General features: G+C 69.7%; 11 protein-coding genes. 7 read left to right on the plus strand and 4 right to left on the minus strand.

What is annotated here, in order from left to right; all coding sequences use genetic code 11:
* Nucleotides 1-67 precede the first annotated feature (67 nt).
* A complete protein-coding gene (locus AMA02S_RS07900; RefSeq protein ID WP_157430457.1) occupies nucleotides 68-778 on the minus strand; it encodes a class I SAM-dependent methyltransferase in 711 nt (236 codons plus the stop codon).
* 65 nt (nucleotides 779-843) lie between these two features.
* Here AMA02S_RS07900 and AMA02S_RS07905 point away from each other — a divergent pair, with 65 nt between their 5' ends.
* Together AMA02S_RS07905 and trxA are read left to right on the plus strand one after the other, a co-directional pair.
* The gene (locus AMA02S_RS07905; RefSeq protein WP_067453800.1) at nucleotides 844-1848 is read left to right on the plus strand and encodes a lysylphosphatidylglycerol synthase transmembrane domain-containing protein; all 1005 of its coding nucleotides are present in this window, start codon (nucleotides 844-846) and stop codon (nucleotides 1846-1848) included.
* Nucleotides 1845-2168, plus strand: coding sequence for a thioredoxin (gene trxA / locus AMA02S_RS07910; protein ID WP_067453803.1), 324 nt, complete (start codon nucleotides 1845-1847; stop codon nucleotides 2166-2168). Before AMA02S_RS07905 ends, trxA begins: the two co-directional genes overlap by 4 nt.
* On the opposite strand, the gene AMA02S_RS07915 is transcribed toward trxA, so the two are convergent.
* The 3 genes from AMA02S_RS07915 to AMA02S_RS07925 form a co-directional block, all read right to left on the minus strand.
* Nucleotides 2143-3246: a glycosyltransferase family 4 protein gene (locus tag AMA02S_RS07915; RefSeq protein ID WP_067454079.1), complete on the minus strand. Its 1104-nt coding sequence runs from the start codon at nucleotides 3244-3246 to the stop codon at nucleotides 2143-2145. The two genes, trxA and AMA02S_RS07915, sit on opposite strands and share 26 nt — an antisense overlap.
* Before the next feature lie 19 nt (nucleotides 3247-3265).
* A complete protein-coding gene (locus AMA02S_RS07920; protein ID WP_439951586.1) occupies nucleotides 3266-4177 on the minus strand; it encodes a glycosyltransferase family 2 protein in 912 nt (303 codons plus the stop codon).
* Between the two features lie 241 nt (nucleotides 4178-4418).
* The gene (locus AMA02S_RS07925; RefSeq protein WP_245667393.1) at nucleotides 4419-6539 is read right to left on the minus strand and encodes a hypothetical protein; all 2121 of its coding nucleotides are present in this window, start codon (nucleotides 6537-6539) and stop codon (nucleotides 4419-4421) included.
* A gap of 187 nt (nucleotides 6540-6726) precedes the next feature.
* Between AMA02S_RS07925 and AMA02S_RS07930 the strand changes: the two genes are divergently transcribed.
* The 5 genes from AMA02S_RS07930 to AMA02S_RS07950 all read left to right on the plus strand — a co-directional run bounded on the left by AMA02S_RS07930 (nucleotide 6727) and on the right by AMA02S_RS07950 (nucleotide 13855).
* Nucleotides 6727-7620 (plus strand): TIGR03089 family protein, encoded by an 894-nt coding sequence (locus AMA02S_RS07930; protein WP_067453809.1) that lies wholly within the window; start codon nucleotides 6727-6729, stop codon nucleotides 7618-7620.
* Between the two features lie 83 nt (nucleotides 7621-7703).
* Nucleotides 7704-9125 carry an LCP family protein gene (locus tag AMA02S_RS07935; RefSeq protein WP_067453812.1) on the plus strand — a complete coding sequence of 474 codons (1422 nt, stop codon included), beginning with the start codon at nucleotides 7704-7706 and terminating at the stop codon, nucleotides 9123-9125.
* Between the two features lie 10 nt (nucleotides 9126-9135).
* On the plus strand, nucleotides 9136-10341 hold the full coding sequence (locus tag AMA02S_RS07940; protein WP_067453816.1) for an acyltransferase family protein: 1206 nt from the start codon (nucleotides 9136-9138) through the stop codon (nucleotides 10339-10341).
* A 142-nt stretch (nucleotides 10342-10483) separates the two neighbouring features.
* Nucleotides 10484-11581 carry an acyltransferase family protein gene (locus AMA02S_RS07945; protein WP_067453818.1) on the plus strand — a complete coding sequence of 366 codons (1098 nt, stop codon included), beginning with the start codon at nucleotides 10484-10486 and terminating at the stop codon, nucleotides 11579-11581.
* Between the two features lie 96 nt (nucleotides 11582-11677).
* Nucleotides 11678-13855, plus strand: a complete 2178-nt coding sequence (locus AMA02S_RS07950; RefSeq protein ID WP_281181852.1) for a bifunctional glycosyltransferase/CDP-glycerol:glycerophosphate glycerophosphotransferase — start codon at nucleotides 11678-11680, stop codon at nucleotides 13853-13855.
* The last annotated feature ends 103 nt before the right edge of the window (nucleotides 13856-13958 follow it).

Here is a 13958-nt window from a genome sequence, read left to right on the forward strand (position 1 = left end):
GGCCGAACGGGGCCTGAGGTCTGCCTTAAATGTGCCTCAGCCCGCCGCGCTGACGCCCCGACCACCCTCACGTACCGCGCTTTCGGGCGTGGATCAGGACGATGCTGCCGCGCTCGTTCGGCGCCTTCCGGTCGGCGAGCGCGACCAGCGGCGTGAGCGGCGCCGCCGCGTTGAAACCCACCTTTCCACCGTACGTCGACAGCGACAGGTACAGGCGCTCCGTCGCGGCGGTGCGGAACTGGTAGGAGTGGCGCACCAGGTCGAGGCCGCGCTCGTCCATCAGCTTGCGGAGGCTGTCGTGGGTGTAGGTGTGCTGGACGTGGTACTTGGCCTTGTGCGCGTCGCGCAGCTTCGGCCAGGCGTCGGCGCGGCTCAGCACGTCGGCGGACATGAAGATCTCGCCGCCGGGCTTGAGGACGCGCGCCATCTCGTCCAGCGACTTCCCGCCGTCGTCGAAGTGCTCGATCGCGCACACCGACAGGATCGCGTCGAAGGTGGCCTCGCCGAACGGCAGCCGCAGGGCGTCGCACTCGATCAGCGCGGGCGCGTGGGCGAGCGTCCGGCCGTAGACCATCTTCGCGCGGGCGAGGTCGATCGAGACCGCGTCCGCGCCGCGCCTGCGCGCCTGCCCGGCCCAGTAGCCGTCACCGCCGGCGACGTCGAGGACACGCCGGCCGCGCAGGTCCCGCCCCATCCAGCCGAGGAGCGTCCCCGCCTCGCGGTACCGGCACACATGTACCTGGTGCCCCATGAAGGCGACCACATCCGAGAGTTTCATCATCCCCAACTGTAGGGCGAGCGGACGGCGGCGAGGTCGCGTTCGCCTACCCTGGGCGGGTGAGGATGAAGGTCATCGCCATGCGGACCCTGCGCGTGCTGCTGGTGCTGCTCGCCCTGGCGTTCTGCGCCTACAGCGTGATCGACCAGTGGGACGCGACCACGCGGGCGTTCCGGGAGATGTCCTGGGCGACGCTCGCCGGGTCCCTCGCGGTCGGCGTGGCGGGCCTGTTCGTCTGGATGCTCGGCTGGCGGACGTTCCTGTCCGGGCTCGGGTCGCCGCTGTCGATGCGGGCCGCGTTCCGGATCTCGGCGATCTCCCAGCTCGGCAAGTACGTGCCGGGCAAGGTGTGGGCGCTCGTCACCCAGATCGAGATGGCGCGCGAGCACAAGGTCCCCGCCGAGCGCAGTTTCGGCTCGACGCTGCTGGCGGTGGCCTCGTCCACCGCGTGCGGCCTGGCCGTCGCGGCGGTGACGCTGCCGCTGACCTCCGCCGCCGCCCGCGAGAAGTACTGGTGGCTGTTCCCGCTGGCGCCCGTCATGCTGGCGGCGCTGCACCCGAAGATCGTGACGTGGTGCCTCGGCACGATGCTGCGGCTCATCCGGCGGCCTCCGCTGGAGCACCCCGTCAGCCTGGGCGTGACCCTGCGGGCGATCGGCTGGACGCTCCTCGGCTGGGCGCTGTTCGGCGTCCACACCTGGCTGCTGTGCGTCGCCGTCGGCGGTGACGGGGCGGGCCTGCCGTTCCTCGCCACCGGGGCCTACGCGCTCGCGTTCGTCGCGGGCTTCCTCGTGTTCATCGCGCCGGGCGGGATCGGGGCCCGCGAGGCCGCGCTGACCGTCGTGCTGACGCCGGTGCTCCCGGCGGGCGCGCCGGTGGTCGTCGCCATCGCCTCCCGCGTCGTGCTGACCGTCGCCGATCTGCTGAACGCGGGCGCCGCCCTTCTGCTGGGACGTGGCCCCGCGGCACGTGCGGGCGGCGGCACCGCGCCCGGCCCCGGGGAACCCGGGAATGAACCCGCCCGTGACGCGCTTGTCAGGGGTACACCGCAAACGAAGGAGGGACCGTGACCGGCCCCATTACCGTGACCGACGCGACGTTCGACGAGCAGGTCCTGAAGAGCGACACTCCGGTACTGGTCGACTTCTGGGCCGAGTGGTGCGGCCCCTGCCGCATGATCGCTCCCATCCTCGACCAGATCGCGCAGGAGCAGGGCGGCAAGATCCGGATCGCGAAGCTGGACTACGACGCCAACCCGCAGACGCCGCAGAAGTACGGTGTGATGGGCCTGCCCACCCTGCTGCTCTACAAGAACGGCGAGGTCGTGGAGCAGATCGTCGGCGCCAAGCCCAAGCGGGCGCTGCTCAAGGTGCTCGAACCGCACCTGTGAGCACGCCGCCCGTCAGCGCTTGGAGGTAGGCGGCCCACACCGGGCCGTGGTCGACCGGGCGGACGCCGGAGCGCAGCCGCTCCGGCTCCCCCGGCGCGTAGAACCGTTCGAGGGCGCCGGTGAGGGCGGGCACGTCGTCCGGGGCGCAGATGAGGCCGTCCTCCCCGTCCCGGACCTGGCCCGCGAACCCGCCCACGTCGGTGGCGATCACCGGCAGGCCGTACTCGTGGGCCATCCACACGTTCTGCGACGCCGTGGCGGTCCGGTACGGCAGGACGAGCGCGTCCGCCGCGGCGAACAAGCCCGGGACGTCCGCCGCGGGCACGTAGCCGGGGCGCAATTCCACGCGCTCCGACAGCCCCAGGTCGTCGATCAGCCGCCTGGTCTCGTCCAGACCGCCCCAGAACTCGCCCGCGACGGTCAGCGCGACGCCGGCGGGGCCGGCGGCGAGGGCGCGGAGCAGGACGTCCAGGCCCTTGTACGGGCGGACGATCCCGAAGAACAGCAGCCGGTTCCGGACCGTCCCGTCAGTCCGCGGGGCCTTGGCGGACGCCGGCAGGTGCGCGGGCATCTCCGCCACCCGGATCGGACGGCCGGTGAGCCCCCGCGCCACGTCCGCCTGTGCCTCGGAGTGGACGAGCACGCCGTCGACCCGCCGCAGCAGCCGCTTCATCAGCGGCACGTCGTACGGCTTGCGCTCGTGGGGAAGGACGTTGTGACACAGCGCGACGACCGGCGTCCGGCGCCCCAGCCCGGCCAGAATCCCCAGGTAGGACGGCACCTGGACCGGGCTCAGCACGGCCGGCACCACCAGATCGCAGGAGCGCAGGGAACGGCCGGTGCGCCACCAGCCGTCCGGACGGCGCCAGTCGAGCCGCCGCCGCGTCGCCGGGAACGGCTCGCCCTCGGGCTCGGAGATCGTCTGCTCGCCCGGGTACAGGAACTTCGGGTACTGGGCGCGCCACGACTCGATCACGACCTCGTGACCGGCGGCCGCGAGCCGGTGCGCCAGCTCGGTGGTGTGGTGGGCGCCGCCCCCCTTGTAGGGGAACGCGGGCCCGACGACGGCGATCCGCATCCCGTTCTCCGGCATCGCGCTAGACGTCGCCGCGCGAGCGGACGATCAGGTCGGCCAGCAGCGCCAGCGATGCGATGATCAACCCCGTCACGAAGATCATGATGGTGTTGTTGGCGAAGTAGCCGAAGTGCACGACCATGTCGAACACGCCCTTGAGCAGCCCGATCACGATCAGCCACAGCGCGGGCGGCATCAGCACCTTCAGCGGGTTGAAGTACATCACCATCCGCAGCACCTGGAGGATGTAGCGGTAGGCGTCCTTGGTGAAGTGGAACTTCGACTTCCCCGCTCGCTTGGCGTAGTCGATCGGCATGTACCGCACGGGATGCTGGTTCGACAGGAACGCGATGGTGATCGTCGTGACGCAGGAGAACCCGGGCGGCAGCAGCCGCAGGTAGGGCAGCGACACCTCACGGCGGAACGCGCGCAGCCCGGAGTTCAGGTCCGGGATCTTCGTGTTGGTGAGCCGCTCGGCGACCTTGCGGATGAACCACTTGGCGGGAACGCGCAGCGCCTTGTGCGTGCCTTCCTCGGTGGTGCGCGCCCCGACGACCTGGTCCACGGACGGGTCGCTGTCGAGGACGTCCACGAACTCGGGGATCCGCTCGTTGGGGTAGGACATGTCGGCATCGGTCCACACGACGATCTCGCCGCGGGCCTGCTGCGAGCCGATGCGCCGGACGGTGCCCGAACCACTGTTGTTCTGGAACGCCATGATCCGCATGTGCGGGAAACGGGGCGCCGCCTCCTCCAGCCGCGCCAGCGTCGCGTCCGTGGAGCAGTCGTCGACGGCCAGCAGCTCGTAGGTCTTGCCGCTGTCGTCCATCGCCTTGGTGATGCGCTCGATCTCGTCGATGACATGGTCCTGCTCGTTGTAGCAGGGCAGCACGATCGTGACGTGGACCGGATCGGGGATCGGATCGGCGGGCAGGGGCCGCGGCTCCCGGCCTGGACGGGGAACCGACTCGACGGACGGCGGCACCGCCTCGGTGGCCGGCGGTACCGCCTCAGCGGACGGCGGCACCGGCTCGGCGGACCGCGGCACCGGCTCGACGGGCGAAGGCACCGGCTCGACGGGCGAAGGCGCCGGCTCGGCGGGCTGGGGCGCTGACGTGACGGGCTGGGTACTCACGCAGCGCGAGGATACTCGCACCGGCGTACCGCAGCCTCCGTTACGGGCCCGGCGGTTCGGCGATCCACACGTCGACGCTGAGGCCCCAGGTGCCGCCGGGCGGCCCGTCCAGGGTCCGGCCGTCCTGCCGCGTCCGCAGCCGCACGGCCTGGGTGACCGGGCCGTACTGCGCGACCTGCTCCCGCTCAGCGGCCATGATCACCGGATGTCGGCCCGCCGCGAACACCTTGCCGATCACCCGGCGGACGTCGGCCGGCCTCGCCCCGGGGACCGTGCGCGCCGCGGGCAGCCCGCACATGCTGCGGATCACCTGGAGGAAGCGGTCGGCGGTGGCCCGCTCGATGACCACCACGGAGCGACCGGGCCCGAGCCTCGCGCACAGGTCACGGACGGCCGCGCGCTCGTGCTGGTCCGTCCGGGAGACCATGAAGGCGCCGGACGTCAGGACGATCGGCACGAGCAACAGCACCACGCCCGCACCGGCCACCGTCCGGACGACCCTCGGCCCGTACCCGAGGCGGCGGATCCGCTTCACCGTCCACGCCGCCGCGAACACGGTGAACAGCAGCAGCCCGGGAATGACCAGCCCGATCAGCCGCCGGGACGCCCACGGATGGTCGGGGGTGATTCCGGGGCGCAGCAGCACCTGCACGGTCGTCCACACCACCACCGCGTACGGCAGCAGCCACTCCGGCGACCGGCCGCGCATCAGCCGGCGTACCAGCAGCGCAGCACCGAAGGTGGCCAGCAGCAGCGCGGGCACGCCGATGTACCAGACGACCCAGTGCAGGGACAGCTCCGAGTACTGCCGGGTGCCGTCCATGGCCATGTGGTTGATCCGCTGGACCTGCTCGATGAAGTACGAGTTCAGCTCGTCGTCGGGATTGTCCGGGACACGCCGGACCGTCTGCACCAGCGGCCGGATTGCGAACCCCAGCATCACCAGGAGGGTGAGGACGCCGGCGGCGCCGGGCAGCCGCCCCCGCCCGACCGCCGCCGCGAGCGCGCGCAGTCTCGGACCGGTGCGCCGCCATCGCACCAGCAGCACCAGGACACCGGTCGCGGCGACGATCAGCGAGGTGAGGACCAGCAGGGGGTCGAGCGAGGCGTGCAGGTACCGCAGGTACGGGCGGGAAAGCGCGTAGCCCTCGACCAGCCCGGCCGCGACACCGGCCGCGAGCCCGGCGGCCAGCGGGTACCCGGGCTGTACTCCTCTGGAGGTGCGACCCCCCACACCCCCCGGAACAGATTGGTGACGGCGGGCGATGAGCAGCCCGGCAAACGCCACCACCGGAAGCACGTCGCGCAACCCGTCGATGCGGACGAGCACGATCAGCCCGAGCGCCGCGCCCGCGAGGAACGCCTTCACCCGCGCCGACCGTACCTCCTCCCCGCGGACGTCGTGGAGCATCGACAGCCCGCCGAGCAGCAGCACCAGCGCGGGCAGCTCGCTGAACGTCGAGCGGGACGCCCACAACATCGGCAAGGTCAACGCCAGCAGCAACGCCCCGGCGGGCGCCCAGCGCGGCCCGACCAGCCGTGCGACGAGCCCGGCGAACGCAAGGACGACGCAGGCGCCGAGCAGCGGCGCCATCAGCAACATCCCCTGCGTGCCGCCGATCCAGCCGCCCAGGGCCAGCACCATCGGCAGCCCGGCCATGAACTGCGGGACGATCGACCCGCCGTCCTCGTAGAAGGCGGGGCTCGCGTACCCCAGCGCCTTGTCGTCGCCGCCGAAAGCCCATTCCATCCGGGGGATCGGCAGTGAGCCGTGGTCGGTCAACCAGGTCGCGAACTGCACGTACGAGGCCGGGTCGCGGCGCACGATGATCTGCTCGGAGCACATGACCACCTGGAGCACGAGGAACGCGACCGTGACCGCGAGCACGGCGCCGGTCGCCCACCACGGCGTCGCGCGGCCGTTCAGGTCGGCCGGGCCCGACTCGCCGGAGGGGTCCTCGCGCGGCCGGGACCGCAGCCCCAGCCAGAGCGCGAGCCCCGCCACGGGCACGAACAGGCAGATCGCCGGGCCCGGACGGAACACCCCCGCAAGCAGCAGCGGCAGCGACACCGCCAGCCACGCGACGAGGAGCAGCGCCGGGGCCACGGTGACCCGCGCGAGCAGCCGACCCGCGCGCCGGCCCATGAGGTGGTCGTCCATCGGAGCGGAGCGTAGCGGTACATGCGCCGCAGCGGCCCGTACCCGCCCGCACCCTCGTGTGGGACGACTCCCCCCTCGGAACAGCTCTGTCTCTGCGAGGGGACGCCCCCCGGAACAGGCTCTACTCCTGTGGGGGGACGACCCCCCACACCCCCCGGAACGGCTTTTGGACCTCTACGCTCGCCCCATGACCACACACGCCAGCGGCGGCACCGGCGACGGGACGGGCCCGGCGGACCTGCTCCGGCGGCGGGTAGCGGACGACCCGTCCCGCCCCTTCGTGACCTACTACGACGACGCGTCCGGCGAACGCGTCGAGTTGTCGGCCCGCACGTTCGACAACTGGGTCGCCAAGACGGCGAACTTCCTCGTGGACGGTCTCGGCGCCGAGCCGGGAACGCGGGCGGTGCTCGCGCTGCCGCCCCACTGGCAGACCGCGGTGTGGTTGACGGCCTGCTGGTCGGCGGGGCTGATCGCGGAACCGGTGGATCCGGAACCCGTTCGTGCCGGAACTCAGAGGGGCGACGCCGAACCGTTCGGAGGGTCCGAGCCGTACATCCTGGCGGCGACCGAGGAGGTGCTGGACGACGTGATCGCGAACGCGAACGCCTACGCCGGCGCGGACGAGGTCGTCGGCCTGTCGCTGCACGCGCTCGGCGGACCGCTCGCCGATTGCCCGCCGGGGGTGACCGACTACGCCGCCGAAGTACGCTCGCACGGCGACCGGTTCACTCCCGCCCCGGAGGTCACACCAGAGGCATCCGCGCTCACCGTGAGCCCCGAGCCGAATGTGACAAAGACCACATTCTCCGGGACGGCCCTGGTCGGCGCCGCCCGCTCGGCCGTGGCGAAATGGGAGCTTGACGCTCGGAGCCGTGTCCTGGTTGACATGTCGTTCGCCACACTCGACGGGGTTCTGGCGGGCCTGCTCGCACCACTAGCCTCAGGTGCTTCCGTCATAATTCAACGAAACTTCGACAAAGCCGTACTCGATCGTCGGGTCACGCTGGAGCATGTGACGGCGGTGGCCGGGCTTCCCGGATGGAATGAGGCATCCGGGTCCCTGCGCAGGCTCGCCTGACCTACGCTCTCCCTTGCTCCCGCTACGACCGTCATGCCATCCGATCCCCCGGAAAGCGGGCTTGCCCCCGGACCACGGAGCCGATGAACAGCAACCCGATGTACATGGAGTACGTCGACGACGCCGATCCGCAGACGGCGCCGCCTCGACGTGGTTGGCGCATCCTCGGCTGGGTGTGCATCGGTCTGTCGGCGGTCATGGTCGTCGGTTCCCTGACCGCCTACGGCCTGTACCGCAAGGCGTTCGGGAACATCTCCCACGAGGACGTGAACGCACAGCTCGGCCCGAACCGGCCGAAGAAGCTGAACAGCGCGATGAACATCCTGATCCTCGGCTCCGACACCCGTGAGGGCTCCAACGCCAAGTACGGGCGCTCGATGAAGAACGAGCCGCCGCGCTCGGACACGATGATCCTGCTGCACCTGTCCCCCGGCGGCGGGCAGGCGATGGGCATCAGCTTCCCCCGCGACCTGATGATCCGGATGCCGGCCTGTAGGACCAAGGACGGCCGGACGATCCCCGCCTCGTCCCGCGCGCAGATCAACTCGGCCTTCACCAACGGTGGCGCGGCCTGCGTGATGAAGACGATCGAGAGCATCTCCAACATCCGCATCGACCACTTCATGCAGGTCGACTTCAACGGCTTCAAGTCGATCACCAACGCGGTGGGCGGCGTCCCGGTGTGCCTGCCGAAGGACGTCAACGACCCCAAGTCCAAGCTCCGGCTGAGCAAGGGCAAGCACAACATCCAGGGCGAGACGGCGCTCGCCTACGTTCGCGTCCGGCACGGTCTCGGCGACGGCTCCGACACCGACCGCATCAAGCGGCAGCAGAAGTTCATGGGCGCGCTCGCGAACAAGGCGATGAGCGCCGGGGTGCTCAGCAACCCCCGCAAGCTGCTGTCGCTGATGAACGCGGCCACCAAGTCGCTCACCACCGACGAGGAGCTCACGCCGCAGGTCATGATGAAGATCGCCCAGGGCATGCAGGGCATGACCTCGGGCAAGCTGCGCTTCGTCACCGTCCCGTCCGGCCCTGACCCGGCCGACCCGAACCGGGTGGCGCTCACCACCGCCGCGCAGCCCTTCTTCGCCTCCATCCGCAACGACAAGACGGTGCCCACCGAGCCGAAGCCGGGCAGTTCCAAGATCCCGCCGAGCCAGGTGCGGGTGCGGGTCTACAACGCCAGCGGCATCGAGGGCCAGGCCCGGCGGGTCGCCGACGACCTTGAGTCGCAGGGCTTCCAGGTCAGCGTGGGCGGCAACGCCTCCACCACCACGATCACCAAGGTCCTGTACGGTTCGGGTGCCGACCAGCAGGCCCAGACGCTCACCGCGCTGATCCCGAGCAAGCCGCAGGCCGCCGCCCGCGTGCGCGGTGGCAGCCCCGGTGTCGTCGACCTGATCGTCGGCTCCGACTGGACGGCCCTGAAGAACGTCAGGGGAGGTATCCCCAAGCAGGACGGCGAGATCAAGGCCAACGACGACATCTGCAAGGGAACCTGACCGCGCAGCCATGACGTACACCACCCGGCCCTCCGCGCCCGGCACGGCCCAGCCCGGCACCGTCCCGGCTGACACCGTCCCGCCTGGCACGATCCAGCCTGGTGCGCTGCCGCCCACGGGAGCGCAGCAACCGGATCAGCCCTGGGCCGCGGAGGTCCCGGTCGAGCCGGCGGCCCCCGCCCCCGACGCGGCGCCGGCACGGCCGCGCAAACCACGCGACCCGTTCTTCGACAACACGAAGTACCTGGCGATCCTGCTGGTGGTGGCGGGGCACTCGCTGGCCAACCTGCAGAACGTCCCCCTGGCCAAGGGCCTGTACATCTTCATCTACATGTTCCACATGCCGCTGTTCATCGTGATCACCGGCTACTTCTCGCGGAACTGGACGTTCTCCGGCGGCAAGGCACGCAAGCTCATCACCAACGTGGGCGTGCCGTACGTGGTGTTCGAGTTCGCCTACTCCATCTACGACTGGCTGGCGGGCCGCAACGAGCTGGAGATCAGTCTGCTCAACCCGTACTACCTCACCTGGTTCCTGTGCGCGCTGTTCCTGTGGCGGCTGTCCACCCCGGTCTGGCAGCAGATCCGGTGGCCGCTGGCCGTCGCGCTGGTGTTCTCGCTGCTGTCCTACATGAGCGACCTCGGCGGTACCTTCGACATCCACCGGGTGGTCGGGCTGCTGCCGTTCTACGTGCTCGGCCTGTGCCTGAAGCCGGAGCACTTCGAGCTGCTGAAGAAGCCCGTCGCCCGGCCGATCGGCTTCGTCGTCCTCGCGGTGGGGCTCGGCTGCTCCTACCTTGTGATGAACCACATGTCGCGGGACTGGATCTTCTGGAAGCACCCGCACTTCGAGCTCGGCGTCGGCAACTTCGCGGGGACCGTGATGCGGCTCGGCATGTTCGTCAGCGCGACGGTCCTCGTCGCGGCGTTCCTGGCCATCGTCCCGCGCCGGCAGTACTGGTTCACCCAGCTCGGCGCCGCCACCCTCTACGCGTATCTGCTGCACGGGTTCGTCACCCGGCTGCTGAACTTCACCGGCTGGTGGGGGGCGGAGTGGATGCACACCCCGCTCGGCGTCTTCGCGGTGATCGCCGGGGCGGTCGTCGTCGGGACGTTCCTGTGCTCCAAGCCCGTTGTGCGATGTATGAGCTGGGCGCTGGAACCCAAGATGACGTGGGTGTTCACTCCGCTACGACGCCCCCGGTCCCGCGGTTAGAACAGCGCCCGCCGCGCGGCGTCCTTGATCGCCGGGGTTGCGGCAGTCTGCCGCATCTGGCCACGGCGCCGCCGCACGGGCACTAGAGTCGCCATGTTTCCACGTGAACGACGGTGACGTACCAAATGAATCTTTCGGAGACATGACGGAAACCCTCCCCCAGTCACGCCCCCCGGCCGACGAGCCTTCCGGCCGGCCCTCCGGCGAGGCCGCCCCTCCCCCGCGGGCGCGCGATGCCTACTTCGACAACGCCAAGTTCTTCACGGCCCTGCTGGTCGTCGTCGGGCACGTCTGGGCCGAGTTCGGGGACAGCCACGCCACCCACGCCGCGTACATGGTGCTGTACGGCTTCCACATGCCGGTGTTCGTGTTCATCTCCGGCTACTTCTCCCGTGGATTCATGCGTTCCACGGAGAAGTTCCGAAGTATTTTCCCCACACTGATCGTTCCATATGTCATTTTCATCGTGCTTTACCGGTTGCAACTTGTCTTCATCAACGATGTCGATTTCCGGTTGAGCTCGCTTTTGCGCCCGCATTTCCTCATGTGGTTCCTGGTGGCCATGGTCTTCTGGCGGCTGAGCGCGCCGCTGTGGGGTCACCTGCGCCATCCGGTCGTGGTGTCGCTCGCGCTGGCGCTGGTCGCGGGAACCTGGGCGTTCACCGCCGACTCGACGCTCAGCCGGACGGCGGGGCTGCTGCCGTTCTTCGTGCTCGGGTTGACCATCGAGCCGCGGCACGTGCACGTCCTGCGCCGCTCGTGGGCGCGGTGGGCGGGCATCGGCGTCCTGCTCGCCGCGTTGCCCATCGCCTACGTCTGGGAGCGCGGCACGGTCATCCCGAAGATCAACCGGGGCTTCGTGTGGTGGACGCTGGGCTACGAGGACATGGGCTACTCGACGCTCCAGGGCATGGGCGGGCGCGTCCTCGCCACCGTGCTCGCACTCGTGCTCGGCGCGGCGTTCCTCGCCGCGGTGCCGCGCGGGCGGGCCTGGTACACCCGGATGGGGACGCGGACGATGTACGTGTACCTGCTGCACGGCCTCATCGTGAAGACGTTCGACTACAGCGGCATGCTCGACAAGCCCGTGTTGCACAACCCGCTCGGAATGGTCGCGGTCACACTCGCGGCGCTCGCGCTCGGCGTGGCGCTCGCCACGGCGCCGGTGCAGCGCGCGACACGCTGGGCGGTCGAGCCAAAAGCCAGGTGGCTGCTCAAGCCCTCACATGCCAGGACATAAGCTCTCACTACCGTCTGCGGGTATAGTCCAGTTTTCATCGAGTAGTTGATTGGCCTTCGCGTGAGCAGTGGTAACGGCATCTCCCTGAGCATCATCGTGCCCGTGCACAAAGTGCAGGGCTACATCCGGCAATGCCTGGATTCGATCCTCGACCCCGACCTTCCGAACCTGGAAGTCATCGCCGTCGACGACGCCTCGCCGGACGGGTGCGGGGAGATCCTCGACGAGTTCGCCGAGCGGGACTCACGGGTCCGGGTGCTGCACCTGCCCGAGAACGTCGGCCTCGGGCATGCGCGCAACGCCGGGCTGGACGTCGCGACCGGCGACTACGTCTGGTTCTTCGACAGCGACGACCACGCGACCGAGGGCGCCGTCCGCGCGATCAGCGACCGGCTCGCCGAGACCCGCCCCGACGTCCTGGTCTTCGACTACGCGCGGTCCTACTGGAACGGCAAGGTCAAGCGCAGCATCATCAACGACCTGTTCCGGGAACCGCCCGCGCCGGACGTGTTCACGCTGGAGGAGCGTCCGAGCGTCCTTGAGATGATGATGACGGCGTGGAACAAGGCGATCCGCCGGGAGTTCCTCCTCGATCTCGGGCTGCGCTTCAGCGGCGGCTACTACGAGGACGTCAACGTCACCTACCCGATCCTGATGGCCGCCGAGCGGCTGAGCCTGCTGGACCGGGTCTGCTACATCTACCGGCAGCGCCGCCGGGGCGCGATCACCAAGACGACCGGCGCCAAGCACTTCGACGCCTTCGCGCAGTACGACCGCATCTTCGCCTTCATGGACGAGATGGGGCCGAAGGCCGATCCGTTCCGGCAGCTGATGTTCGACCGGACGATCTGGCACCTGCTGGTGATCATCGAGCGCGGCGACCGGGTGCACGAGTCGGAGAACGAGCGGTTCTTCGGCGAGATGTCCAAGACCTACAACCGGCACCGGCCGGAGGGGCACGTCCCGCCCGACGACAAGCCCCATCTGGCGGACAAGCACCGCCTGATCCAGAAGAACGACTACCGGGGCTTCCAGCGCCTCGGTCCCGGGTCGGTGAAGGCCAAGGCGAAGAAGCCCGCCCGCAAGGCCAACAACCTCCGCCGGCGCGGCGTCCTGTACTCCAAGGAAGTGGCCAAGGACCGCTACTACCAGATGCAGCGGCGCCTGCCCATCGACGAGAATCTCGCCGTGTTCGGCGCCTACTGGTACCGCGGCTACGCCTGCAACCCGGCGGCGATCTACGAGAAGCTCAAGGAGCTCGCCCCGCACATCCGCGGCGTGTGGGTGGTGAAGCCGGGCGCGCGCAAGGACATGCCGGAGGGCGTGGAGTACGTCGTGTCCGGGTCGGCGGACTACTACCGGGCGATCGCCCGCGCGAAGTACTTCGTCAACAACGTCAACTTCCCGGACGCCTACGTCAAGCGCCCCGGCCAGGTGCACATGATGACGCAGCATGGCACCCCGCTGAAGAAGATGGGGCTCGACCAGATGGAGTTCCCGGTCGGCGCCAAGGACATGGACTTCAAGGAGCTCATCACCCGGTCGGACCGCTGGGACTACCTGCTGTCGTCCAACCCGCTGTCCACCGAGGCGTGGGAACGCGGGTTCCCGTGCAACTACGAGATGCTGGAGATCGGGTACCCGCGCAACGACCGGCTCGTCCGGGCGACCGAGGAGGAGCGGCAGCGGCTGCGCGCGGCCCTCGGCGTCCCCGAGGGCGCGACCGCGATCCTGTACGCGCCGACGCACCGCGACTACCAGCGCCACTACAGCCCGATGTTCGACATCGGCCGGTTCGTCGAGCAGCTCGGCCAGGACCATGTACTGCTGCTGCGGGCGCACTACTACTACAAGCTCAAGAACATGGCCGCGGACATGGGCTGGCCCGAGGGCCGCGTCATCGACGTGTCCAAGCACCCGTCCGTGGAGGACCTCGCCATCGCCTCGGACGCGCTGCTCACCGACTATTCGTCGGTCATGTTCGACTACGCCAACCTCGACAAGCCGATCGTCATCTACGCCAACGACTGGGAGACCTACAAGCTGACCCGCGGGGTCAACTTCGACCTCACCGCCACCCCGCCGGGCGTGGTCGCCACGACGGAGAGCGAACTGGTCGACGCGTTCGTGTCCCGGGCGGCGTGGAGCGACACGGCCATGAAGGCGCGCGTGAACTTCCGGACCCGCTTCTGCCCCTGGGACGATGGTCAGGCGGCCGAACGCGCCGTCCGCCGGATGTTCCTGGGCGAACAGGTTCCCAACCCGCCACAGTGAACGCCCTTCCCGCTCCAGCACCGCCGGCGGGCCCGGCCTCAGGCCGGGCCCGCCGCCCCTATCGTGTCGTGTCACGTCGTCTTGTGTCACGACGCGGTGTCCC

It is taken from the genome of Actinomadura macra NBRC 14102 (genome assembly GCF_001552215.1).
Classification (GTDB): domain Bacteria; phylum Actinomycetota; class Actinomycetes; order Streptosporangiales; family Streptosporangiaceae; genus Spirillospora; species Spirillospora macra.

Bases quoted from the DNA above. Each gene is read 5' to 3' on its own strand.
- AMA02S_RS07900 (WP_157430457.1), bottom strand. From the start codon at position 778: ATGAAACTCTCGGATGTGGTCGCCTTCATGGGGCACCAGGTACATGTG.
- AMA02S_RS07905 (WP_067453800.1), top strand. From the start codon at position 844: ATGAAGGTCATCGCCATGCGGACCCTGCGCGTGCTGCTGGTGCTGCTC.
- AMA02S_RS07915 (WP_067454079.1), bottom strand. From the start codon at position 3,246: ATGCGGATCGCCGTCGTCGGGCCCGCGTTCCCCTACAAGGGGGGCGGC.
- AMA02S_RS07925 (WP_245667393.1), bottom strand. From the start codon at position 6,539: ATGGACGACCACCTCATGGGCCGGCGCGCGGGTCGGCTGCTCGCGCGG.
- AMA02S_RS07930 (WP_067453809.1), top strand. From the start codon at position 6,727: ATGACCACACACGCCAGCGGCGGCACCGGCGACGGGACGGGCCCGGCG.
- AMA02S_RS07935 (WP_067453812.1), top strand. From the start codon at position 7,704: ATGAACAGCAACCCGATGTACATGGAGTACGTCGACGACGCCGATCCG.
- AMA02S_RS07940 (WP_067453816.1), top strand. From the start codon at position 9,136: ATGACGTACACCACCCGGCCCTCCGCGCCCGGCACGGCCCAGCCCGGC.
- AMA02S_RS07945 (WP_067453818.1), top strand. From the start codon at position 10,484: ATGACGGAAACCCTCCCCCAGTCACGCCCCCCGGCCGACGAGCCTTCC.